The 25,606-nt window shown below is 33.1% G+C and carries 20 protein-coding genes and 1 tRNA gene; 3 read left to right on the top strand and 18 right to left on the bottom strand.

The window, feature by feature from the left end:
• Window positions 1-706: 706 nt before the first annotated feature.
• A tRNA-Leu gene (locus ABWH96_RS07455) sits at window positions 707-791 on the bottom strand.
• A 174-nt stretch (window positions 792-965) separates the two neighbouring features.
• Window positions 966-2,840: an ABC-F family ATP-binding cassette domain-containing protein gene (locus ABWH96_RS07450; protein WP_375580845.1), complete on the bottom strand. Its 1,875-nt coding sequence runs from the start codon at window positions 2,838-2,840 to the stop codon at window positions 966-968.
• 387 nt (window positions 2,841-3,227) lie between these two features.
• Here ABWH96_RS07450 and ABWH96_RS07445 point away from each other — a divergent pair, with 387 nt between their 5' ends.
• On the top strand, window positions 3,228-3,917 hold the full coding sequence (locus ABWH96_RS07445; RefSeq protein WP_375580844.1) for an NUDIX hydrolase: 690 nt from the start codon (window positions 3,228-3,230) through the stop codon (window positions 3,915-3,917).
• Between the two features lie 347 nt (window positions 3,918-4,264).
• On the opposite strand, the gene ABWH96_RS07440 is transcribed toward ABWH96_RS07445, so the two are convergent.
• The 4 genes from ABWH96_RS07440 to ABWH96_RS07425 form a co-directional block, all read right to left on the bottom strand.
• Entirely contained in the window at window positions 4,265-4,495 is a 231-nt protein-coding gene (locus ABWH96_RS07440; protein ID WP_375580843.1) for a hypothetical protein, read from the bottom strand.
• 80 nt (window positions 4,496-4,575) lie between these two features.
• Complete coding sequence (locus ABWH96_RS07435; RefSeq protein WP_375580842.1) at window positions 4,576-6,528, bottom strand: polysaccharide biosynthesis protein; 1,953 nt, start codon at window positions 6,526-6,528, stop codon at window positions 4,576-4,578.
• 50 nt (window positions 6,529-6,578) lie between these two features.
• Window positions 6,579-7,700 (bottom strand): DegT/DnrJ/EryC1/StrS family aminotransferase, encoded by a 1,122-nt coding sequence (locus ABWH96_RS07430; protein WP_375580841.1) that lies wholly within the window; start codon window positions 7,698-7,700, stop codon window positions 6,579-6,581.
• 4 nt (window positions 7,701-7,704) lie between these two features.
• Window positions 7,705-8,409, bottom strand: coding sequence for an SDR family oxidoreductase (locus ABWH96_RS07425; protein WP_375580840.1), 705 nt, complete (start codon window positions 8,407-8,409; stop codon window positions 7,705-7,707).
• A 213-nt stretch (window positions 8,410-8,622) separates the two neighbouring features.
• Here ABWH96_RS07425 and ABWH96_RS07420 point away from each other — a divergent pair, with 213 nt between their 5' ends.
• Together ABWH96_RS07420 and ABWH96_RS07415 are read left to right on the top strand one after the other, a co-directional pair.
• Window positions 8,623-9,354 (top strand): MlaE family ABC transporter permease, encoded by a 732-nt coding sequence (locus tag ABWH96_RS07420; RefSeq protein WP_375580839.1) that lies wholly within the window; start codon window positions 8,623-8,625, stop codon window positions 9,352-9,354.
• Window positions 9,355-9,357: 3 nt separating this feature from the next.
• Entirely contained in the window at window positions 9,358-10,110 is a 753-nt protein-coding gene (locus ABWH96_RS07415; RefSeq protein WP_375580838.1) for an ABC transporter ATP-binding protein, read from the top strand.
• A 112-nt stretch (window positions 10,111-10,222) separates the two neighbouring features.
• Here ABWH96_RS07415 and ABWH96_RS07410 read toward each other — a convergent pair whose 3' ends face one another.
• The 12 genes from ABWH96_RS07410 to ABWH96_RS07355 form a co-directional block, all read right to left on the bottom strand.
• Window positions 10,223-13,651, bottom strand: a complete 3,429-nt coding sequence (locus ABWH96_RS07410) for a hypothetical protein (protein ID WP_375580837.1) — start codon at window positions 13,649-13,651, stop codon at window positions 10,223-10,225.
• Window positions 13,652-13,653: 2 nt separating this feature from the next.
• Window positions 13,654-17,265, bottom strand: coding sequence for an ATP-binding protein (locus tag ABWH96_RS07405; RefSeq protein WP_375580836.1), 3,612 nt, complete (start codon window positions 17,263-17,265; stop codon window positions 13,654-13,656).
• A gap of 170 nt (window positions 17,266-17,435) precedes the next feature.
• Window positions 17,436-17,678, bottom strand: coding sequence for a hypothetical protein (locus tag ABWH96_RS07400; protein ID WP_375580835.1), 243 nt, complete (start codon window positions 17,676-17,678; stop codon window positions 17,436-17,438).
• A 48-nt stretch (window positions 17,679-17,726) separates the two neighbouring features.
• A complete protein-coding gene (locus ABWH96_RS07395) occupies window positions 17,727-18,314 on the bottom strand; it encodes a DUF420 domain-containing protein (protein WP_375580834.1) in 588 nt (195 codons plus the stop codon).
• Window positions 18,315-18,941, bottom strand: coding sequence for a hypothetical protein (locus ABWH96_RS07390; protein ID WP_375580833.1), 627 nt, complete (start codon window positions 18,939-18,941; stop codon window positions 18,315-18,317).
• A gap of 61 nt (window positions 18,942-19,002) precedes the next feature.
• Entirely contained in the window at window positions 19,003-19,329 is a 327-nt protein-coding gene (locus tag ABWH96_RS07385; protein ID WP_375580832.1) for a cytochrome C oxidase subunit IV family protein, read from the bottom strand.
• Window positions 19,330-19,341: 12 nt separating this feature from the next.
• Complete coding sequence (locus ABWH96_RS07380; protein ID WP_375580831.1) at window positions 19,342-20,085, bottom strand: cytochrome c oxidase subunit 3; 744 nt, start codon at window positions 20,083-20,085, stop codon at window positions 19,342-19,344.
• Between the two features lie 23 nt (window positions 20,086-20,108).
• Window positions 20,109-20,699 (bottom strand): heme-copper oxidase subunit III, encoded by a 591-nt coding sequence (locus tag ABWH96_RS07375; protein ID WP_375580830.1) that lies wholly within the window; start codon window positions 20,697-20,699, stop codon window positions 20,109-20,111.
• A gap of 2 nt (window positions 20,700-20,701) precedes the next feature.
• Complete coding sequence (cyoE, locus tag ABWH96_RS07370) at window positions 20,702-21,604, bottom strand: heme o synthase (RefSeq protein ID WP_375580829.1); 903 nt, start codon at window positions 21,602-21,604, stop codon at window positions 20,702-20,704.
• Window positions 21,591-22,691, bottom strand: coding sequence for a heme A synthase (locus ABWH96_RS07365; RefSeq protein ID WP_375580828.1), 1,101 nt, complete (start codon window positions 22,689-22,691; stop codon window positions 21,591-21,593). The genes cyoE and ABWH96_RS07365 overlap by 14 nt, the downstream gene beginning before the upstream one ends.
• Window positions 22,672-24,540 (bottom strand): cbb3-type cytochrome c oxidase subunit I, encoded by a 1,869-nt coding sequence (locus ABWH96_RS07360; RefSeq protein ID WP_375580827.1) that lies wholly within the window; start codon window positions 24,538-24,540, stop codon window positions 22,672-22,674. Before ABWH96_RS07360 ends, ABWH96_RS07365 begins: the two co-directional genes overlap by 20 nt.
• An 18-nt stretch (window positions 24,541-24,558) precedes the next feature.
• Window positions 24,559-25,605, bottom strand: a complete 1,047-nt coding sequence (locus ABWH96_RS07355) for a cytochrome c oxidase subunit II (protein WP_375580826.1) — start codon at window positions 25,603-25,605, stop codon at window positions 24,559-24,561.
• Between the last annotated feature and the right edge of the window lies 1 nt (window position 25,606).

The following is a 25,606-nucleotide window of genomic DNA, read 5'->3' as shown; positions in this document are numbered from 1 at the left end:
TTAAGTGGTTTGCTATCTTGTCGTACATTCATTCAAAGAACTTTTGCTTTCCTTAATGGATTTTTTAACCGTCACACTCTTGGCTATTCTCGTAAGGTGTGACACCTTAAATAATCCGGATCGCTCCGTGATTAAACCCCTCTCTCAAGGACTGTAATCTGTTTTGTTTTTTTTTTAATTCAGAAACTTTCTTCCTGAACCGTTTTTGTGCTTTTTGCTTTTCGTTATTCCCGAAAGCGGATGCAAAGATAAGTGGTTTGTTTCTTACTTTCCAAAATAAATTTGAAAAAGTTTTACTTTATTTTTTAGGCTTCTCTCAAGCTCGCAAAGCTCGCTTCTCTTTCCTAAAATCCACTCGCATCATGTCGTTATTTCCTTTTCCGTCTCGCGCTTTCCGTGATTGGGAGTGCAAAGGTAAAACAAGTTTTTAATTCCGCAAGGCCCTTTTACAAATTAATTTGAAAAAGTTTTTTGAGGCTTTTAAACCCGTTAACCCCCTTTCTCTAAATCCTACTTTTCAACTTGCTTTCCCCTCACGCTTTCCGTATTGGGAGTGCAAAGGTAAACCCTTTTTCTTAATCCGCAATAGGGGATAGAGAAATAAATTGAAATATTTTTCAAGGTTTTGATTACTAACCCTTTACTAATTTTCAAGAAGTCAGAATCATTATTTTGAAAACAAAAAACCTCCACAAGGGAGGTTTTAGTACCTTGGCCGGAGTCGAACCGGCACGAGTGTTACCTCATTGGTGTTTGAGACCAACGCGTCTACCAATTCCGCCACCAAGGCATTTCAAAAGTTTTGTTAAGGCTTTTCCTTAACGGGATGCAAATATAGCTAATGATTTTTAAAAGAAAACAAGTGAGGGTGAAATTTATTCAAAAAGAATATGCTTTGGAATACATTAAACAATACAATTATTCACTTCTTAATCAAACCTATTTATTATCAAGTATTTAGGTGATTAAGATTCTAATTCACTTAACTCGAGCCAGCGCATTTCTAGTTCTTCTAACTTCTCATTAAGCATACTAAGCTCTTTTCCCCATTTTGTGAAATCATCTGCATCTCCATCTCCACTTGCTAATTTAGCTTCTAGTTCTTCCTTCTGTTTATTAAGTTTAGGAATTTCACTATCTATTGATTCCAATTCTCTTTTCTCTTTATAACTTAACTTCTGTTTTTCCTCAGCTTTAGGTTTTTCTTTGACAGATGACCCTTTTACCTTATCAGGTTTAGTCTTTGGAGTTTGATCCTTAGTTGATCGATAGTCTGTATAATTCCCATTAAAGATTTTGATTTGATTATCCCCTTCAAAAAGGAATAATTGCTCAGTGAGGTTATCCATGAAATATCTATCATGGGACACTATTATTAAACATCCCTGGAACCTATCAAGGAAGTCTTCTAATATAGAGAGGGTTTGCAAATCCAAATCATTGGTTGGCTCATCTAAAATCAAGAAATTTGGATTCTTAATTAGCACTAATAATAATTGTAGTCGTCTTTTCTCTCCCCCACTCAATTTATGGACAAAATCATGCTGTTGCTTGGGCGGAAACAGGAATTTATTCAAAAATTGAGCTGCTGTTATTTCATTTCCATCAGGTAACTTAAAATGCTCTGCTATTTCAAGTACTACATCGATTACCTTTTTATTATCATCGAATTGAATCTCTTGCTGTTTGTAATATCCAAACTCAGTATTTACTCCTAAATCTAACTCACCAGAATCGGCTTTGATTTTACCAGTTACTATATTAAGGAATGTACTTTTACCTGTTCCATTTTGACCGACAATTCCAATTCGGTCTCCTTTCTTAAATGTGTAGCTAAAATTATCGAAGAGTTTTTTATCATCAAATTTCTTAGAAACACCTTTCAATTCTAAAATCTTCCCTCCCATTCTTTTTTGGGAGACTTCCAGCTCAACCTGATCTTTCTTCAAGTTTTTTGTGGCTTTATCTTTCAAGTCTTGAAATGCATCCACTCTATATTTGGCTTTAGTCCCACGAGCTTTTGGCATTCTCCGCATCCATTCCTGCTCTTTCTTCATGAGGTTTTTAGCTTTATCAACTTCAAGCTGCTCAATCGATTCCCTTTCCTCCTTTTTTACTAGAAACTCTTCATAATTACCCTTATACTTAAAAATCTGTTGACGGTCAATCTCCAAAATACCATTACAAACTCTATCTAAGAAGTAACGATCGTGCGTAACCATTAATAAGGTCATATTTTGAGTAGCCAAATAATTCTCCAGCCATTCAATAATATCTATATCTAAATGGTTGGTAGGCTCATCTAGTATCAAAACTTCAGGCTTCACAATCAATTGTGCAGCAAGGGCAACCCTCTTCTTTTGTCCACCCGACATGTTTTCAACCGATTGCTTGATATCATTAATCCCTAATTGACCGAGAATCTGCTGAACTTGACTTTCATAATCCCACAGTTGATGCGCTTCCATTTTCTCCATTAATTCTTGAAAACGGTTTTGTTCTTTAGCATTCATATCAGGGTTTTCCGCTAATTGCTCATATTCTTTAATAATATTAAGCGATTCATGATCGGAACTGAAAATAGCCTGCATGGCATTTTGACCTGATTTAAATTGTGGGTTTTGTGATAGGAATCCTACTTTTATATCATTCCTAAAACTTAGATTTCCAGAGTCAGGAGTTTCCTCTCCCATTAATATTTTTAAGAGCGTGGATTTCCCTGATCCATTTATGCCCACTAATGCTACTTTTTCACCTTGAGCTAAACCAAAAGAGATGTTTTCAAATAACACTCTTTCTCCAAAACTCTTAGTAATATTTTCAACTGAAAGATAGTTCATAAGACAAAATTAGGTCTTATATTTAACATAGTAATACATATAGAAAAGAATTTCTACGGCTTATATTTTCGAATTCAATTTTTTTAACCCGAAAAATTCATATGAATTTTTCGTCCGAAGGACAGACAATTTATAAAACCAGATTAGTAGATAGTTACACTACAATTTTCATATTAAAACATGAACTTTATAACACCCAAATCTGGGCTATTAAGTTTTTATAAATTATCGGGGTTAACCCTTGTGTATTCTATTGATAATCCTTTAGTTTAAATTTATTATCTTTATTTTCCATACCCTTTTCATGAATAATGCGAGTTAAATTCTATATTATTAATTGGCACATTCTGAATTATTCTTTTACTTGCATAGCTCAAAACCAATTCTATGAAAGTTTTTATAAATGATGTCCCGCTATACATAATCCCTATGGATAAAGTAATTGACAGGGAGCATTATGACCTTATTATTGATGCGGAAAAAGAAAAAATCCGATATGATAATTTAATTGATGACGTACTGATCAGAAAAGGTAGTTTAGCTGATATTCTTGAATTTTATAAATTTTTATCATCTGACAAAAACAAGAAGCTTGACTCCCTGACTTGCAAGGTTTATGATTATGAAAAGGTAATAAAAGCTTTTAAGAAAGAATTTAAGATAGTGGAAGCAGCTGGAGGGATAGTTACCAAACGTGACAAATATCTTTTTATATATAGATTGAAAAAATGGGATTTACCAAAAGGCAAGCTTGAAAAAAAAGAAAAGGTTGAGGTAGCTGCAGTCCGTGAAGTTGAGGAAGAATGCAATGTAAAAGTAGCTTTAGGTCCGAGGGTTTGTAAAACCTGGCATACTTATACCAGAAATGGTAAAAATCATCTCAAAAAAACCAGCTGGTACCATATGACTTTAGAGGAGGACAAAAAAATGAAGCCTCAAAAAGAGGAAGGGATAGAGAAAGTTATTTGGGTAAATAAAGTTGAGTTGAGAACAGTTCTTTTAACAACCTACAGGTCAATAAGATATGTAATGAAGAAGTTTCATGAGTATCAGGAGGGGTTGATTGAGGTTAAGTGATTTAAACAGTATCATCTTAAAAGAAGATAGAATAATATAGGCTTTATAATTCTAATATCTCTGGAGGTAATATTCTTTGGTTTCATTTTTCTACTATAAAGAGATTTGTTTTTTTAGCCGACACCACTTCAACCTGCTCAAGTAACACCCCTAAAGTCCCCTCAAGGGGATAGTTCTCACGGATTTACATCATCAATAAAAAAAATGATTTCCACTATTTTTTACATAGCTAAATCCCCTTATTTCTGTTAAAGTTTAATTCTCATCTAGAGGCTGACCAACCTCTGATTGGAAATATCATAGTAACAAAACCTTCTGAGGTTTTGTTTTATAGGAAATCTGAGGTTTTAGATATTAAACATAGATTTATACCCGAAATTATATTTTGTAGTTTCTACTTTTCCTTTTTGTTTGATCAAAAAGAAATCAGCCAGAGTCGGACCAGCCTTTGGCTGGGAAAAATCAAGACAAAAAGATGCTGCATTGCTACATGCCAACGCTGGCTCGCCTTTTTGTCCTTCTACCCGCTCTCTTCGAGCTAATATTATTTGGTTTTGATGGTTCGTAGTATTAATCAAGAGGATCCTATTTGATAAAAAATAGAATGTAATAAGAATCCAGAATTGAACCTAAAGACAAAAAGATAGGTCTTATTGTCTTAGCTAATTTTTCGGGTGATGCTCCACTTGCGTTTTCTTTCGCTGGCAATTTCTTCATCAAGGGCTTCAAAGCGAGAGGCATGACTGACAAATTCAGGAAGTATATTTTTCATTTGCATGATCATGCCCAACTCATTCTCATCATTCATCAAATCATTCAATTTTTGGAGTTCTTTGACGATGTCTTTATGCCCCATTCTGTCAGTTTTAGCAATTAAAATCTTTTCGTGATGTGTGGGCAAAGTTGTTTCTTTATCACTAAGAAGTTCTTCATATAATTTTTCTCCCTCACGAAGACCGGTAAATACAATTTTTATATCAACATCAGCTTCGTAACCTGATAATTGGATCATTTTTTTAGCTAAATCAATTATTTTAATTGATCTCCCCATGTCAAAAACAAAAATCTCACCGCCAAAGCCCATAATACCTGCTTCGATTACCAATTGGCAAGCTTCAGGAATGGTCATGAAATAACGTGTTACATCAGGATGAGTAACAGTAATTGGACCACCTTTTTCGATTTGTCTTTTAAATAATGGGATAACGGAACCATTTGATCCCAATACATTTCCAAAACGGGTCGTTATGAATTGAGTATTATTTTTTACATCCTCGGTTTTTGTATCATTTAAAGATTGCACATAAATCTCCGCCAATCGCTTGGTTGCACCCATTACGTTTGTTGGATTTACAGCTTTATCAGTAGAAACCATCACAAATTTCTTCACGTCATATTGAACAGAAAGATCTGCTAGATTTTTGGTTCCAAAAACGTTGGTTGCCACTGCCTCAAAAGGATGCATCTCCATTAAGGGCACATGTTTATAGGCTGCAGCATGATAGACAACATCAGGCCTGTATTTATCAAAGATAATTTCAAGCCTTCTTATATTGGCTACATCCATAATAACGGGAATGATTTCTACATTTTCACCTATATCAAGGTTTGTTAGCTCTATATCAATTGCATATAAAAATGATTCTGCCTGATCTAATAAAATCAGTTTTTTAGGTTTCACTTTTAAAATTTGAATAGCTATTTCTGAACCTATTGAACCTGCAGCACCTGTAATCAAAACTGTTTTGCCTTCTATATTTTCAGACACTTTCGGATTTTTCAATTTAATTGACTCTCTTCCAAGTAAATCTTCAATTCGAACTTCCTTAATCTGGTTCATGCTTAGCTCACCATTAACCCATTTATCTGGAGCAGGAACTGTTCTTACTTTTACATGCGCTTTTAGGCAATAATCAACCAACTCATTTTTCCGTTCAACAGAGAGGTTAGCAATAGCAATTACTATTTCATGGACTCTATATTTTGCTAGTATTTCATCTAAATTATATCCGGCATCATAAATTGGTGCTCCATTTATGACTTTACTTACCTTTTTAAGGTCATCATCAATAAAGCCAATCACCCTCATTCTAGCATTTGGGTCTGCATCTATTACTTGTTTAGTAATAATTCCATATTGGCCTGCACCGAAAATCATTACATTCTTTCGATGGCGAACCGCATCACGGTAATATGCAAAAAGATTTTTAACCAAAACACGGTAAGAAAATAAAATAACTACAGATAAAATGAAGCTAATAATCAATACTGATAGCGGGATAATTACACTTCCAGTGTACCAGTAATTAAGATAACTTACTATCGCTATTAATATGGTACCGATAAATGTTGTGTAAGAAATCCTTAAACCATCCTCAATAGATGTATATCGAATTATACCTGCATAACTTTGGGTGAGAAAAATTGCGATTAAATGACAAACTACGAAAAGCACAAGGCCTTCTGTAAATTTGAAAGCAATAACTTCTTCTATTTTGAAATTAAACCTTAACAAATAGGCGAAAATAATTGCAGACAACAATAAGCCTAGGTCGATTAATAGAATTATCCACCTAGGCAGAAAACTGATATCGTTAATTTTCTTAATCATCTTAATACAAATATAACCTATTTAATATTTTTTTATAATAATTGAAGCTTTTATTTACAGAAGTTCTTTATTTTTTCTATTACCAGCATCCGTTCCTCATCCTTTAATGAAGAACTTGATGGCAAACAGAGACCTTTTTCAAATAAAAATTCGGATACTCCCGATAAATAAGCTTTACAATTTTTAAAAATAGGCTGTAAGTGCATTGGCTTCCATAAGGGTCTGGTTTCAATATTATATATTTCTAGTTCTTGTCGTAAATCTTCAGGTTTTGTATTGATCCTTTCATTAAATATAACGCAAGTTAACCACCTGTTGCTAAAAGCATTATTAGGTTCTGATAAGAATTCAAATCCCAATGGACTCAATTCCTTTTCATAGAAATCGTGGTTTGCCCTCCTGAATTTAATCCATTTATCTAACACTTTCATTTGGCCTCTACCAATTCCAGCAGCTATGTTACTCATTCTATAATTATAACCTATTTTAGAATGCTGGTAATGAGGTGCTGAGTCTCTAGCTTGAGTGGCCAAAAATCGTGACTTATCAATCCACTCTTTATTTTGTGATACGAGTGCACCACCACCTGAGGTTGTAATTATTTTATTTCCATTGAATGAGAAAACACCAAAATCTCCGAAGGTTCCCAAAGGTTTACCGTCCAATTTAGCTCCCAAGGCCTCCGCAGCATCCTCAATTAAAGGAATTTCATACTTTTCAGATATGGACTTCACTTCTTTAATTTTACCAGGCATTCCATAAAGATGGACAAATATGATAGCTTTTGGCTTCTTTCCTTTTGCTATATAATCTTTGATAGCCTGCTCTAAAAGTTCAGGATCCATATTCCATGTTTCCTTTTCGCTATCAATAAGTACTGGTTCGGCCTGCTGATAAACAATGGGGTTTATGGTAGCCGAAAAAGTGAAACTAGAAGCCAATACCACATCATCATTTTTAACCCCTAATAAAATCAATGCTAAATGAATTGCAGCAGTTCCTGAACTTAAAGCTGCCGCATAAGGAATATTATTGTATTCTTGAATATCTTGTTCAAAGCCATTTACATTTGGCCCTAAAGGTGCTATCCAATTTTCATCAAAAGCATGCTGTATAAATTTGATTTCGTCTCCTCCCATGTGGGGAGCTGATAAAAATATTCTTTCGTTCATAGGATTATATATCTCCTAATTGGGGTCTTAAAACAATTTCTTCTACTACTGTTCTGTCTGATAACGTATAAGCTGACCAAACAGATTCAGCAACATCTTCCGCTTTCATAAATCTTTCATGAGGTAAATCAACTCCTTCCCAACTAGCAGTAAAAGTGGCACCGGGTAAAACAGCCGTTACTTTAATTCCTTCTTCTTTCATTTCCTCACGCAAACATTTAGTAAATCCCTGCATAGCGTATTTAGTAATACTGTAAGACCCCCCACTAGCATAAGCTGTAATTCCAGCAATGCTACTCATAGAAAAAATATGCCCTCTTTTATGAGGTAAAATTACAGGCAATAAAGCTCTAGTTAGATGATAAGCTGAAAATAAATTGGTATTCATCATCATTTCCAGATTTCCTTCAGGTTCATCTTGTATACTACCTGGTAAGAAAACCCCAGTATTATTAACCAATACATCAACTTTAGAGGTAGTTTTCATAACGAAATCCGCAAAATCCACAACCTCTTCTTTCTTGGATAAATCAGCTGCTTTTATAAAAACTTTATTACTATATAATTTCTCTACTTCCTCTTTTAAAACTTCTAAATCTGCTGCTTTTCTAGCACAAGTAATGACATTAAATCCATTTTTAGCAAAAATCAACACTAATGCTCTTCCAATACCCTTGGTTCCTCCTGTTATAACTATAAATTTATTCATTTCTATTTGAATTGTATTCGATTTGAAAATACGAAACTAAGCAATAATAATCTTGTAGTTCTACAAACTTACGAAATTCATTAGCGTAATGGATTAAATAATCGTTATCAATTCCATAAATTCAGAATTCCTTTAAAGAATTAAAACATCTTTTATTATTAAGAAAAATTTCATGCTAACTTTAAATTTGAAGAATCAAGAAACAACAACCTTATGAAGTCTATAGGAGCCTATTTTATTTTTTTGGGAAGTATGCTTGTGAGACGAGAGTCTTTTTCATCTTATTTCAAACTCACCATAAATGAATGTATTTCCATAGGCTGGAATTCCATTTTAATTGTTGCCATTACCTCAACATTTATGGGGGCGGTAACCACTGTACAAACCGCCTATAATCTAGTTAGTCCATTAATTCAAAATTATGTGGTGGCTCAGGTGACCAGAGAAATGGTAGTTTTGGAATTGGCTCCAACTATTACCGCTATTGTAATAGCCGGAAAAGTAGGGTCTAGTATTGCCAGTGGATTAGGTACTATGAGAATTACGGAGCAAATAGATGCTCTGGAAGTAATGGGTGTTAATGCTTCCTCCTACTTGGTATTACCTAAAATTGTAGCAGCCATGATTATGTATCCACTTTTAGTCATCTTAGCGGGTTTTCTTGCTTTATATGGTGGTTACATAGCTGGAACTCTTACTGGAATATTAACAGAAACAGAATATGTTTATGGAATAAGAATTGATTTTAATCCGTTTACAATTCAGTTTGCACTCATTAAGTCTGTTGTATTTGCATTTTTAATTGCTTCAATTTCAGCTTATCAAGGGTTTTTCACTACAGGTGGAGCTCTGGAAGTGGGTAAATCCAGTACAAGTGCTGTAACTAAAAGTTGTATTGCAGTACTTTTAGCTGATTATGTTTTAGCAGAATTATTACTAAACTAAGAGATGATTGAAATCAATAATATATCCAAATCCTTTAATGGAACTCAAGTTTTAGAAGGTATCTCTGGGAAATTTGAAAGAGGCATTACCAATCTTATCATAGGAGCTAGTGGAACCGGTAAAAGTGTTTTATTAAAATGTATAGTCGGTTTAATTATACCTGAAGAAGGCGAAGTTTTATATGACGGAAGATCTTTTCTGAAAGCTGATAAAGAGGAAAAGGCTCAAATGAGAAGAGAAATCGGGATGCTATTCCAAGGAGGTGCATTGTTTGATTCAAAAAATATTGAAGAAAATGTGATGTTTCCTTTAGACTTGCTAACTGACATGAAGAAAGATGAAAAGCTGGATCGTGTTAATAATGTATTGAGCAGAGTTGGACTTGAAAATATCAATAAAAAAATGCCCTCAGAAATTAGTGGTGGGCAGAAAAAGAGAGTTGGGATTGCTAGAGCAATAGTAAATGATATCAATTATTTATTCTGTGATGAACCCAATTCAGGTCTTGATCCCCGGACATCTTTACTAATCGATGAACTTATTCAAGAAATAACGCATGAACTTAATGTAACTACCATTATGGTTACCCATGATATGAATTCTGTTATGGGTGTAGGAGAATACATCATGTATTTGGCAAGAGGTCATAAAGTTTGGGAGGGTAATTCTGATAATATCCTAACCTCAGGTCAGGAAGACCTGGAAGATTTTATTTTTGCCAGTAAGTTTATGAAGAAGCTGAGGAAGACGCTTTAAGAGCCCCCTAACCCGCCAACTGGCGGAGAATTGAATCCTTATAATTCCTAAGGAGAGAAATTGAATATTGTAGAAGGAAATAGTGGGGTGAAGGATGTTGGGTGAGGATGGATTAAAATAAAGCCGTTAACTGAACGCTGCCATTATGGATTGTTTTTTCTGCTTCGCTTTTTCGTCCAATATATTGAATGATAAGGTTTAAATCTCCAATAATTTTTCTTCTTAAGGATAAATTCCACACATAATTATCTCCAGCTCTTAGTCCTTCAAACATTTCGTATGCCAGTGGACTTTGGTTATCTCCTAAGTCTGATACAACACTCACGTAGCTGAATTTTGATTCCAAGATGCCATTTTGAGATTGAATAAGCTTATTGGATAATTCTAATGAATTTACTAAGACTTTTCCCCCAACTGCTTCATCAGAACTCCATTTGTTTTCATTTTTGTAGGCTATACTAACTCTGAGGTTTTTGCTTCCTTGCCACATTATTTTAGGAATCACAGCACTCGAACGAAATTGATAATCTCTTTCTTCTACTCTATCAGAAAATGATGCATTTTGTGATGACCTATAAAGAGTATTGAAGTTCCAATCACTGAAAGCATTCAGTGTGCCTGAAAAATGAAAACTCTTTCTATCCATCCCTTCAAATCCATCCAAAAGCAATTGTTTTCGATTGGATTGTGTCCATCCTGATTCTAAAAATGCATTTCCTCCCCTATTATAAAAGAAGCTCGACTTCCACATATTTCTTGAGGAAAGAATATTTTCATTTTCCTGAGTATTGAAAGGTGAAATTCTATCTGACCAATCTTCAAAGGTATTTTTAGTATCCAGATTAGCATTGAAATTCCCTGACAGCTTCCCTAAGTACTGCAATAAATTTTGAGATTTAGCCCAACTTCCTGGCATTTTCCAACGCAATTGATATTGTAAATTATTAATAAATGCTGTTTGGTATTCATTGCCCATGGTCAGAACTTTAACATAGTTCCGATCGCCATAATCTGTTTCATCCTCAAAAAACTCATTGAGTTCTTGTTTTCCATTCCCATTTAAATCTGAATAAGAATGAGTACCTAATCCCCGTGCTACTTCCATGAAGAAATAACTTCTTTGCAAAACGCGGCCAGTCCCCGTTTGAAAATTAAGATTTTGAATAATATTATCATCCCAAAAAGAAGATTGCCAGTTTAAGCCACCTTGAAAATATTGCTCATCTTGAGTGGAGTCAATTTTTTGTTGAATATTTCTTCTTAAAATATTCATAGAGAGCATATTTGTTTCCCCCAAATGAAAAGTGGATTTTAATTGTGTGTTTTGAGCATCTTCTGAGTCACTCATTTGTCCTTCAAACGGTCTCTTGTCAGACCGAAACTCATGAGACAATCTAAAATTCCATTTCCCGGAATCTTCTTTATTGATGTAAAATTGATGACTATCAAAAAATTGGAAACTACTTCTTAGTTCCCCTTTATTTAGGATTTGATGTTGTTGGGTTCTGAAAGTATAGCCTGGCCTCAATTTATATTTAGCAAATTTAAAATCAACTAATGCCTTTTTCCAATCCATATTGAAATCGCCATTTTCACTTTCCATCAAAAAGCCATCGATATTTATTTTAAAATCACCTTGATTTTGAAAATTGATAGTATGCTGATACCCATTCCCTAAGTTTTCCTTATCTCTAATTGCAATATCGTAGCTTAGGACTTGATTAGTTGTTTTTATAGTGGAACCAAGATTCACCAAATGTTCCTCTCCAGCTCGAAATACTGCAGACTCATCCAAACCCCAGTTTCTATTAAAATCCATAGCCTGAAATGGCTGAACAGGCGCGAATGCTGAATCTAAGTATTCATATTTGACAAAGTAGTTGATATTGGCATCATGCATAAAATTTATAATTTTTGGAGAGGATTGAAATCCAACAGCCATTGCATTTCCCTTTAATTGTGTATTGCTTTTGTTAAACCGATTACTCACAAACTCTGAACCCGCATATTCAAAACGTATATTCGATTCATCTTTGAGCTTATAATTCAGTCCAATATTGATTACTCTTTGATTTTGCGGTAAAGCCATTTTCTTGACTGGCTCATAATTACCTTGAGGGATTTCATCTACAGGCGCAACCCATTCGTATAGTACTTCATTTTCAGAAGAATTAGCAATTCTGTAATTTCCATTATTCTCTCCTACCATTGTGAAATTCAATTGATAATGAGCGATTTCTGGATTTTTAGATGATCTAAAAATTTGAAATACTTGTTCATTAACTACGGTATCTACCCTAGCATATCTTACTTTGTCAGGAGCAAAACCTAAACTGTCAATAGCTGGAATTTCAGCATACTTAGCACTACCATCAAGGGAAGAAAGTGCGTCCAAATCGGATTGGCTTAAATCTTGGATTTGATTATCTGGTTTATCCAATTGTTGAAAATAACCAATACTCAAATCCAAATTACCGATAGATTGCTCATGCTTAAGAGTAGTTACATTTCGGTTATATTGTCTATCCGAATACTCAAACTCAATTTGAATGACACTATATTTTGAAATGTAATGCAGTGAATTAAATATTATCTCAGCAGCGTTATAATCTATCACATAATCATTTTCTAATCCTCTTTGCAATTGCTCCCCATCCAAAAACACCTTTTCAGAACCTGCCATAATAAAAATGAAAGGCTCATTCTGTGGCCCTTCAATTCTATATGGGCCTAAAACTCCTTCCAGAGGTTCAATATTTTGAACACCCGTTTTACTTCTGGCAAAAGAAGTTACTAGCTGGGTATTGGACTGGGTAGAATCAAAAGATAGCTTAGAAGATGAAACACCCAAACCTTGAACTTGTCGATTATACTTCAAAAAATTAAGTTGATTGCTTGAATGAATATTTAGATCACCAGCTTCTAACCCCCAATTTTCATGAATCAATTGAACATTCACTCTGTCAAAATCCTGTAACCTTTGAGTGTTTCCTTCAGGTTCGAAAGGCATTTGCTGGTCTGTCATTCTAGCTCGAAGCTTTAATTCATCGGAAATATCACCTGAAATCGTTAAATCCATAACTGAATGCATCATAGCAGATTGTCGATCTCCTGCAGACACGGATCGCATAAAAGCCCCAGAAATTTCTATACCGCTCAAACCCAGCAATTCTTGAGTCGTCTTAGTACTTAAATCCTCTGTATAGATTTGATCTGTAAATTGTGCAGTGCTATCAAAATAATGCTCAGGAACCGCTGTAGATACAATTTCTTGCTTTTTCGGAATATAATTAAAACAGACCTGAACAGTATCATTCTGATCAGTTTTATTGATCTTTAAAAATCCCTCTGAACTTTCATGAGGTATTTTCTCACCATATTGATTTTTAACTTCTATTGAAGCAAAAATAATTAAAACAGAATCGGGTAAAGATATAGCAGAATAGGTGGTTTGAAAGCAATGGTTTTGGGCATTTAGATTTAATGGACTAATAATAAAGCCCAATACCATTAAAAAAATAAATTCCTTAAACCACCTCAAAACTACTTCAGTCTTTTTAATTCAATATAAAAGCTTGTCCCTTTATTAGGTTCAGATTCAAACCAAATTTCACCTCCAGCATGTTCAATACCTCTTTTGGCAATGGCCAATCCAATACCCGAACCGCTAGATTTTGTAGTAAAGTTAGGTAAAAATACTTTGTTATAATTGTCTTCAGGAATACCCATCCCATTATCTTGAATTGATATTTTAACATTATCCTCTATCAACTCAATCTTAATATTGACTTCAACTTTTTCATCACCTTCGCCACTTTGCAATGCATTCAGCACCATATTATTAAAAGTTCGCTCCATTATTTTTGGATCTGCTAATGCATATATGTCTTCTTGAGGCATATCAAGATTGATTTCCACATTTTCTGCTCTGAAAAATTCAACTACTTTTTTTAATATCTCGCTAATGCAAATTTTTTCATTTTCAGGAATTGGCATTTTTGCAAAAGATGAAAAAGAAGTAGCGATATCACTAAGATTTTCGATCTGAGACAAGATGCTATTGATTTTTGCAGAAGCATCTGGCATTGGATTATCTGATCTCTGAATTTTCATTTGTAAATGCTGTAAAGACAACTTCATAGGCGTAAGCGGATTTTTGATTTCATGTGCCACCTGTTGTGCCATCTCACGCCATGCTGACTCCTTCTCAGTTTTACTTAGTGCTTGCCTACTTTTCTCAAGTTTTAGAAGCATCTGGTTATACTCTTTAATCAACAATCCAATTTCATCATCTACTTGCCAGCTTATTGGCTTATTTTCTGCAGATAAATTTACCTGGGATAGTTTTTGCTTTAATAAATTTAATGGAGAGGTTAAAATATTAGTAGCAGTGTAAGCCAGAAAAATAAAGATGATAAAAGAAGCAACAAAAATATTAAATACATTATTTAATAAATCTGTTAAAAGCAAATCATACTCCTTATTAGATTTGAAAAAAGGGCTTCCCAAAATAGCCAATAACTCCCCTGAATTAAAAGAACGAATCCCAACATATGCCGATTGATAGTTAAGGTTTCCTACTTGTTCTTCTAGGGTGATCATTTTTTGTCCATTTTGATAAATGGAAGCATATGCTTTTGGGTTAATCTTGTAGGAAAGCAAATTCTTTTCAAAAACCTGAGGCTGACTTGTTAAAAATAATTGCCCATTTAGATCATAGAGATTAATATCAGCATTAATTATTTTAGTAACCGTTGAAATTTCATTATTCAAATTTGCTTTATCAACAATACCATTATCATATTTCATCAATAAAGGAACCAATTGGCTAGCTACCCTATTGGTATTTTCTTCATATTTAGAAACAATATCTTCCAAAAAAGTAGCATTAACGAAACCAATGGTAGAAATACTAACTGATAAGAGTGGTATTAAAAATGCTAAAGAAAAATAGAGTTGGATTTTGGCACTTAATCCAATAGTCCTCGTTTTCCAATAAATTTTAAGGAATTGATAAGCTGAGGTCGTAAATACCAACACAAAACACAGAATAAAGAAAAAAGAGATATTAGAGAAGAATCGGTACCAAAAATTATTCTTTTTACTAAAAATTAACTTCTCATCTTTATCAACCACTACGTTGAATTGATAATTACCTTCATCTTGAATTTTTAATAGTTGTTCATCTTTGGTAGTTTGATTATTTACAACATTAGGAAAATTTAAATCACCTACGCTATAAGATAATGTATCATTTTTATAAAGGGCATAATCATAAGGGATGTCCAAAAAAGTAGGAATATTTCTATTCTTTACTAATAATTCAGGAAATACGTTATCAGGTCTAATCTTTTTAGGCTTGAATTCCAATACTATTTTAGCAAATACAAAATCATAATGTTTAATCTCAAATACATATATATATTTCCTCTGTAGTTGATTTCCTTCCGTATTTCCCACTAAGTATAATTTGATATCTCCCCTCCTATTTCTTTCATTCATTTGTTGGATTGGGTAGGAAGAAGACATGGGTAATGTACCACTAGGATATATTGTATTTCCTTCTGCATCGAAAATTTTTACGGATTTCTCATATTTTTCGAAATAATCATTTAGGTAAAACTTTTCTATCTTATCCACTATGGTTTTATAGGGAGTTAATGGCATCAAAAATTGTCTTTTGATGTATTCATCTTTTCTTAGACTTTCATCTAACTGCACTAGCATATATTCCGCTAGTACATCATTCCCATTTATTATTCGGTCAGCTAAAATATTTCTCTGTCTGGCCTCTCCCTTTTTTTCTAAGGATTGAACTGAAATTGCATTTATAACTGAAATTGCCGTAATCAGTAAAAACAAATAGATAAAACTTAAAAAGTTGATGTTATTAAGTGCATTTCCAAGCTTAACAAAGTAAATGACCGCATTCAGAATAAAAACAGTTGTTCCAATCCAAAAAACAGAGTAGCCGAAAAAAATAGCGAAGCATGAAAAAAGCCCGAAGCAAAAGATTTGAGTAATTATAAAACGAATGATATTTACATTTTGGCTAGAATTAAAGGAATGGACAAGCTTAAAAACCTCAAACACCAAAAAACCAAAAAGAAGAACAATTCCAAAGGACAATATTTGAAATATACTGAATTCGATAGATAAAGTGCTGTCCAATCCCCAATTCGAATGAATGTAGATCAGATTTATGAAATAGAAAATTCCAATGGTAGTTACGTAAGAAAGTAAATTAATTCCGACATTAATAAAATTTACTTTCTGATCTGCTTCCTTAAGATATTTTGATATCTGCTTTATTGAAAAATGACCAATAAAATAAAATAATACACAATTAATTATTAAGTAGCCTAAAGAAGGATTGAAATCAGAGGAAGCAAAAAACTTGGGATCGAAAAGCCGTAAATCTTTAGAATGAAAAGGAAAATCAAAAATTTCCATTAAACCCCATATTACAGCCATACCAACTATAAAGAAAAGTATTTTTATAAAAAGATACTGTCTTTGACTGCTAAATTTCCAGACTAAATAAATAAGCATTGCAATCAAAATTAACTCTAAAAGTAAAATCAGATAGTGAAGCTCCCTATTATAGTTTTCAAAATTCTCAGATAGAGATATATAAAAAATTGGATCCCCATCTAAATCTTCTAAAGCATAAGAGTTATCTATTTTACCTCGATGGAGACTAATATTAGATGGAGGTAATATATCAGTGTTATATCTTGATTGTATATAATCATTGTTAACATCATAGAATTCAAAAAGTGGTACAACTGAAACTAAATTAATATTGCCATTTTTTGATTTTATAGAGTATTCAAGATATTGGCCTGATTGTTTATTCACAAAATACCATCCTTCATTTCGATATTTTTTAGAATCGGGTGCATAATGCTCATCAGACCAAAAAACCAGAGAAGTATTTTTAAAGATAAAGAATGGATAGGCACTTTTTATTTTATTCAGAGATTCAAAATCCAAAGAATTATTCTGAGAGAAGTATTTTAACCACTCTCCTTTATCTTCTTCTACTTTTTGAAGCTCACGATGAAGCTTACTTTGTGTTTTGGAAATGAAATTTTCTTGATCTATTTCTTTAGAATGATAATAACTCCTTAGAGATATTATAAGTATCGCCAAAATAGATATAAAAATATAAATCGAATATTTTTTCACTAGTAATTGATGAGTTTATAAAGCATCAATATAGCAATAATCGTACTGGAGTTTAAATATTAAAATCGAAATACTTAAAAATAAAAGAATTGATATAAGCAATCTAAGAATTCTGCTTTCTTGATAGAATATCCCTAATATTGATTTTTTTTATTCTGCTTCTTACTGTTCTTGTACCAAAGGATTCCAATAACCATCGCCACTAAATAAGGAGCAGCAAACAGATATAGGATGCCAAAATTCAATGAACTCGCAATTCCTATTTCACCATTATTGACATTATTCTCAACTGTAGCTCTACACATGGCGCATTGAGCCATTATATCATTAAGATTAAAAAACAGAAAGGAAATAACAAAAAGCAAAAATTTTTTCATCGAATCATTTTTAGTATAAAAACCCCAAAAACACATAATGAGTTCTACTTATTTAGGATAATAAGGGCTAATCATTAAGTAAACCACTACCCCAGTTACGGAAACTATCAACCAAATCGGAAATGTCCATTTCACTATTTTCTTATGCTTCTCAATTTTATCTGACAAAGCATAATAAAATGCGAAAAGAACAAAAGGAACCACAACAGCAGCCAAAACAATATGCGGTAATAAAATTCCAACGTACAATCCTCTCCACCACATTAACTCATTTGTTTTCTCAGCATCATCCAATACTCCATTATTATTCAAATCCCCATAAATAGTAGAGTCGGCAGTTGAATGATAAATCACATAACTCACTAGAAATAAACTTCCTAAAACAAAAGCAATAGACATCATGCTTTTATGAGCTTTTATATTTTTGTTTTTAATAAAATATAGACCTAAAAGTAATACTATTGTAGTAATAGAATTAAAAGTTGCATTCAGGTGAGGAAGAATATAAACCCAATCCCCAGCACCATTAATTTTCTCAGGTGCAAAAATAAGAATAGCTACTACTACAGGTATTGCAATTGACAAAACCCATATTAATTTCAGATATATATTTTGATTATTGTTTAATGAACTCATTTATTTATTGCTTAATAAAACTCTAATTTCTAAAATCAATCTGTCTACTTCTTTTGTTTCATATCCATCATAATATCCTCTAATCTTATTCTCTTGATCTAATAAAATAAGAGTATTATCAATGGGAATAGTTTCTTCAGAAGGATGTTTACCTTTCCATGCTTCTGTAGGAAAAGCGTATATGCAATTTATAAAAATGTCTTTATAATCTTGAGTATAGAGGTAAGTATTAGATCTATTAGCAGATAAAAAACTAACTGATTGATCATTTTCAGTGGTTAGCGATTTAAAGCTTAAAAGATTGATAGATAAATCATCGAATGTATTTAAAATTCGATTCAATTCATTTTTTAATGTCTGAATTTCAGAATCATCAACATTAGGAAAATGGACTACTTTATAATCTGCCTTATAAACATTCTCTAGTTTAAATGAATCTTCTAGATTTAAGCTAAATACCTGAATTAAATCATTTGCATTACTTGAGTCATTACAATACAATTTCTCCTCATTCTCAAAGAATACAGGTAATGCAAATTCATTTTGTCCATAAGACCTTAAAAACAAATAAAGAATTACAGGAAAACTGAGCGTAATGGTAAGAATTAAAATTTTTGATTTCTTCATAAACAAAAAAATCAGGTTGATTAAGACCAACCTGATTTATTTAAAGTTCTAATGAAATTAATTAATATCTAATGTTGAATATAGCCGTACCTTCTACCATCAAGGCAACTACCAACCATAAAATCAGAACAGTTGGAATCATAATAGACCATATCAAAGCTTTTTGTTCATGTTTTAGGTGCATGAATTCAGCAACAATATAAAAAGCTTTTACGACTGTTAAACCTAAGAAAATGGATACTAGGATAATACCTCTTGGTAAGGTAAAAGCAAAAATAAACTCTATAATGGTCACAATTGCCAAAATAGCTGCTACTTTCCAAATCTTCTTGGTTTTTTCCTTGTCTTCAGGAATTACCTGAACGTTATTAGTTTCTTCTTGTGACATATTTAAAATAAGTTAAATCAAGTAAAAAAGTGTAAACACAAATACCCAAACCAAATCAACAAAGTGCCAATAAAGTCCAGTTTTTTCAACCATTTCGTAATGACCTCTTTTTTCATAAGTACCTACTACTGCGTTGAAGAATATGATAAAGTTAATCACTACCCCACTAAATACGTGGAAACCGTGGAATCCCGTAATAAAAAAGAATAATGAAGCGAATAGTGGTGGCCCGTATTGATTTTCAGTTAAGTTGGCACCAAAAATGGTTTCTCCCATAGCATTAACAGTGCCTTCAGCTGTTCCGTGAATGAAGTGACTCCATTCCCATGCCTGACAAGCTAAGAAAGTTAAACCACCAATGATAGTCCAAAGCATCCACTTGATAACTCCCTGGCGATCCATTCTATGGCCAGCCTCAACGGCTAATACCATAGTAACACTACTTAAAATCAGGATGAAAGTCATTATACCTACAAAAATCAAAGGCGCATGAACTCCATGTAAGAAAGGAACGGCTTCAAATACCATTTCAGGAATTGGCCAATATTCTGTGCTGAAGGTAAATTCAGAGACAGTACCCTCATAAGCAGGGTGTGAATAGCGAATTAGACCATAAGTTATTAGTAAAGCTGAAAATGAAAATGCATCCGACAAAAGGAAGAACCACATCATCAGTTTTCCATAACTAGCATTCATGGGGGCTACTCCACCTCCCCATCTGCTTTTTGTAGTATCAATTGTTGCAGTAGTTGCCATAAATTTAACTGTTCAAAATAGGATTAATGATTTAACAACAAAAATATAAATAAATATACCCAAAGTCCATCTAAAAAGTGCCAATATGTTGTACACATTTCCATTTTCACCATATTTTTAGAATGAACTTTATATTTAAAGGCCGAAAATAACATAATTAATATAAATATCAGCCCAGAAATCAAATGAAATGCATGTAATCCTGAAATTACATATAAAAATGAGCCAGAAGGATTTCCTACAAAGTAAACATCTCGTTCTACTAATGCACCCCATGCCTCATATTGTCCCACAAAAAAAGCTACTGCTAAAATTGCGGTTATAATCATAAAGACCTTTAAATTTTTAAAATTATCTTTCTTAGCAGCTATATAAGCCAAGTGCATAGTAACACTGCTAGCAACCAAAATGATGGTATTATATAAAAAGATGTTAGGCAATTCAAAAATTAACCAATTGCCTTCAGATTGACGAACAATATATGCACTAGTTAAAGCAGCAAATATCATCACAACTGTGACAATAAATAACCATAACGCAAACTTTAAAGGATGCATAGAAAGTATTTTAATACTCGGTTGTAATTGTTGTTCTTTATTTAAAGAAGTCTCCATAATTAAATTTTATCTAAAAGATATGCTACTTGAACAATTGGTAAATATAAAAAAGAACCAAACATGATTTTTAAAGCAGCTTCTTTACTGCATTCCTTCATTAAATAGAATGTTTGACTTAAAAACAAAACCCCACAAATTGTAGCTACCAAGGCAGAATAAATCCCTGTAATTCCAAACATAGTAGGTAATAAGCCTAAAGGAATTAAAAACAAGGTATAAATCATGATTTGTATAGCCGTATTCAAATCTTTTTTACCACCGGATGGCAATAATTTAAAACCAGCTTTTTTATAGTCTTCATCAGCCACCCATGCTATTGCCCAAAAATGTGGGAATTGCCAGATAAATTGAATTCCAAATATAATCCAAGCTTCAATACTGAATCCATTTGTTGCTGCCACCCATCCTAATAATGGAGGTAATGCACCAGGAATAGCACCAACGAAAACAGCAATTGGTCCTACTCTTTTTAATGGAGTATAAACAAAGCTATATAGAATCAAGGATATCAATGAAAGTATTGTGGTTAATACATTAGTAAAAACTAATAAGAGGCCTAATCCTGCAAGTCCTGTAATAATAGAATAAATTGTTGCTTCTTGAATTGAGATTCTACCAGTAGGTAATGGACGGTTTTTGGTTCTATCCATTTTCTTATCTAATTCAACTTCCAAAATTTGATTGATGGTAACAGCCGAACCAGACACTAAAAATCCACCAAGGGAAAGAAAAGCTAAAACTGAATAATTTATTCCACTTCCACTAAAACCTAATACATACCCAAAAGCAGATGAAAAAGCTACTAAAAAGCTTAGTCTGGGCTTTAATAAAATAAATAGATTCCTTGCATAACTTAAAACTAAGTCCGTTATGGATAAATTTTGTGAATTAGGATATTGCATACTCCTTTTTATTTGTTTTTTGAGTAGTGTAAACTACTTGCAAAAATATATAAAATTGTACTCCAAAAATCATACTACCTAAAACCAAATGAATTGGTTGAGCCCAAAATGGTATTGCAAAATAAGCCATTATGGTTCCTGATAATATTTCAAGAATGATTAGGCTCATTAAAATTTTAACATTTCTATAAATGTCTTTCAATTCCTCTTTCGCCTTGTATAATTTGAACAAAAGATAAATGTGAATAATTGCAATAGCAATAGAAAAAGAACGATGAACATAAAAATCAACTCCTAATCCATCTATCCAACTTCCTCTTAAAGCTTCTCCTAATCTATTAGCCACTATATCTAAAGATTCTCTTACTTGTGTTCCTAAAATCACTTGTATCAAAATCATAAGCATTGCTACGACCAAGACATAAGTGAGCGTTTTATGTTCTGTAATTTTTAATAGGTCTTTCTCGCTATTACGATGAACTACAAAATATAAAGCAGTTAAAACTGCTAAAATGACTAAAGCCAGAACCATGTGAACTGTAATCAACCATGATAGTAAATTAGTAGAAACAACTACGGAACCAATCCAGCCCTGAATTAACACTAAAACCAGGGAAGAAAAAGCTAAAATGAATACTGTCTTGAACTTTTTAATATATTTAAAAGATCCAATCACACATAAAATAATCAAAAAACCAACAAGCGCACCCAAAAGCCTATTTACATATTCTGTCCAGGTTTTAGAGGGGTTAAATTCAGCTTCTTCTTTAATTGATTCATCTTCTAAAATTGCTTTTCCAATCTCAGAATAACCAAATACATCTAAGTATTTAGCAAATTTTATATTCTTTTGATGTCTGTATTCTGCATAAAAGTCCTGATAATCATCTGGTAACTCATCTACTGAAGTTGGAGGAACCCATTGACCAAAACATTTGGGCCAATCAGGACATCCCATGCCAGAACCAGTACTTCTTACAATACCTCCAGCAAGTATCAAAAGATAAACAGCTATTACCGTAACTGTTACTAAGTTACGGTAATAGCTGCTTATTTTAAATGAGTTATTATGCGTTTGATTGTGCATTAGCTGTTTTATCAACAACTTCCTTTTTCGCTAATTCCACTTCATGATCTAAGTTAGACTCAGGCGTATGAGATAATGGAATATGTTGAGGTATAAAGTCTTCTTTAGCACCTGGCTTACTGTAGTCATAAGGCCATCTGTATACTTTAGGAATTTCTCCAGGCCAGTTTCCATGACCAGGCTCAATTGGAGCTGTCCATTCCAAAGTATTAGATCTCCATGGATTTTGAGGTGCTCTTTTCCCTCTATACATTGAATAGAAGAAATTGAACAAGAAGATAAACTGAGCTGCAACAGTAACGAAAGCTGCAACAGAGACAAACATATTCAAGTCAGTATAACTACTGAATGCATCAAAGTTAGTCCAAGAATAATATCTTCTTGGGAAACCTGCAATACCAATATAGTGCATAGGGAAGAAAATCATATAAACCCCAATGAAAGTCATCCAGAAGTGAATATGACCTAATTTTTCGTCCATCATTCTTCCGAACATCTTAGGGAACCAGTGATAAACACCAGCTAGTAAACCGAAGATCGATAAACTACCCATTACCAAGTGGAAGTGGGCAACCACGAAATAAGTATCGTGTAATTGAATATCAATAACAGAATTACCTAAGAAGATACCTGTTAAACCACCTGAGATAAAGAATGAAACCAAACCAATTGAAAACAATGTAGCAGGTGTAAATATGATATTACCTTTCCATAGAGTGGTTAAGTAATTGAATACTTTAACTGCTGAAGGAATTGCAATGATTAAAGTTAAGAACATGAAAACTGAACCTAAGAAAGGATTCAATCCTGAAACGAACATGTGGTGAGCCCACACAACGAAAGACAATACAGTAATTCCTAACATTGAACCAATCATTGCTCTATAACCAAAAATTGGTTTTCTTGAATTGGTAGCAATAACTTCTGAGGTAATACCTAAAGCAGGTAATAATACAATATAAACTTCAGGGTGACCTAAGAACCAGAACAAATGCTGATACAAAATAGGACTACCACCCATATTAGGTAAAGCCTCCCCACCAATGTAAATATCAGATAAGTAAAATGAAGTACCGAAGCTTCTATCAAACACTAATAATAAAGCTGCAGCAAATAAAACAGGGAATGATAATAAACCGATTACTGCTGTTAAGAAGAATGCCCAGATCGTTAATGGTAATCTAGAAAATGACATCCCTTCAGTTCTCAAGTTTATTACAGTTGTGATATAATTAATTCCTCCTAATAACATAGAAACGATGAAAAACACCATAGCTACCAGCCATAAGGTCATTCCAAGACCTGAACCTTGAATTGCTTGAGGTAAGGCACTTAATGGTGGATAAACTACCCATCCACCAGCAGCAGGACCAGTTTCTATAAATATAGAAGCCATCATTACCACACTAGATAAAAAGAAGAACCAGTATGATAACATGTTCATAAAGCCTGATGCCATATCTCGTGCACCAATCTGTAACGGAATTAAATAATTACTGAAAGTACCACTTAAACCTGCCGTTAAAACGAAAAATACCATGATGGTACCATGCATAGTAACCAATGCTAAGTAGAATTCAGGATCTAATTTACCTTGTTCAGATATCCAGCCTCCTAATAAAGGCCTTAACCAACCCAAATCCATTTCAGGAAAACCTAACTGGAGACGGAAGATTACAGACATTCCAACACCAATCAATCCCCACATTATACCAGTAATGAGGAATTGCTTACCAATCATTTTATGATCAGTCGTGAAAATATATTTTGAAATAAAGCTTTGTTCGTGATCGTGATGTTCATCATGGTGAACATCTTGATCTATATTTACTTCTGCCGCTGTTGACATAACTTTATGATTTAATTTTTAGTCTAACTCTTTGTTATCAATTCCTGTTTTCAAAAGTGCCACTTCTTTTAAGTCATTTGGAACTTTTGTTAAGTACTCAGGATTCCTTTTCAAGAATGACTCCTGTTCAGCGTACCATTCTCTATATTCTTTAGGTTCATCAACTATTAAAGTTAATTTCATAGAATAATGACCTCTTCCACATATTTCCGTACAAGCAATTTCATAATTGAATTCAGGATCATTCAATTCCTCTCTCATTTCCTCAGTTGTTTTGGTAGCCGTAAAAGTAAATGTTGTTGGCATACCAGGCACTGCATCCATTTTTAATCTGAAATGAGGTGCGAACACACTATGTAAAACATCTCTTGCTCTGATGTTAAAAGTTACAGGCTCTCCCTTAGGGATATGCATTTCACGAGGAATGAAATCATCATAAGCTGCTTTATCATTAAAATCGATACCAAAGTTATTAGTCGCATCAATTTCTCTATAATCAGAATTACCTAGTTCACCATCTAAACCAGGGTAACGAACACCCCATGCAAACTGATAACCCATTATTTCAATGTTATTTGTATTTTCAGGAGCTGGTGCTGTAATATCTGTCCATACTCTCCAACCTGTAAATACTAAGATTGCTAGAACAACAGCTGGTACAAATGTCCAAACTACTTCTAATTTGTTGTTTTCAGGGTAGAAAAGTGCTTTAGAATCTTCCTTATATTGATATTTCCAAGAGAAATAAAACAATAAAATTTGAGTTAAAACAAATACAACACCTGTTACCGCCATTGTAATCCAAAACATAAATTCATATTCGGAACCATGTTCTGAGGCAACTGGTAAATTATAATTATCAAACTCCTTAATTGAATACCAGAAAAATAAGAAGCCCCCTCCTATTAAGAAGAGCATAAATAAAGCTCCATTTATTTTATTGGAACTAGTCGCAATCTTATTGGTATTTCCTTTGGCTACGCTTATCAAAGAGGAAATCCTAAAGATCAAGAACAAAATTGCCAGTAAAAGTACTACTCCTAAACCTATAGCTAAATTGAACATA

Origin of the sequence: Marivirga tractuosa (assembly GCF_042140215.1) — a bacterium.
GTDB classification, from domain to species: Bacteria; Bacteroidota; Bacteroidia; order Cytophagales; family Cyclobacteriaceae; genus Marivirga; species Marivirga tractuosa_A.
Note: the sequence above shows the minus strand (reverse complement) of the source record. Positions and strands in the feature narration are given on the sequence as shown.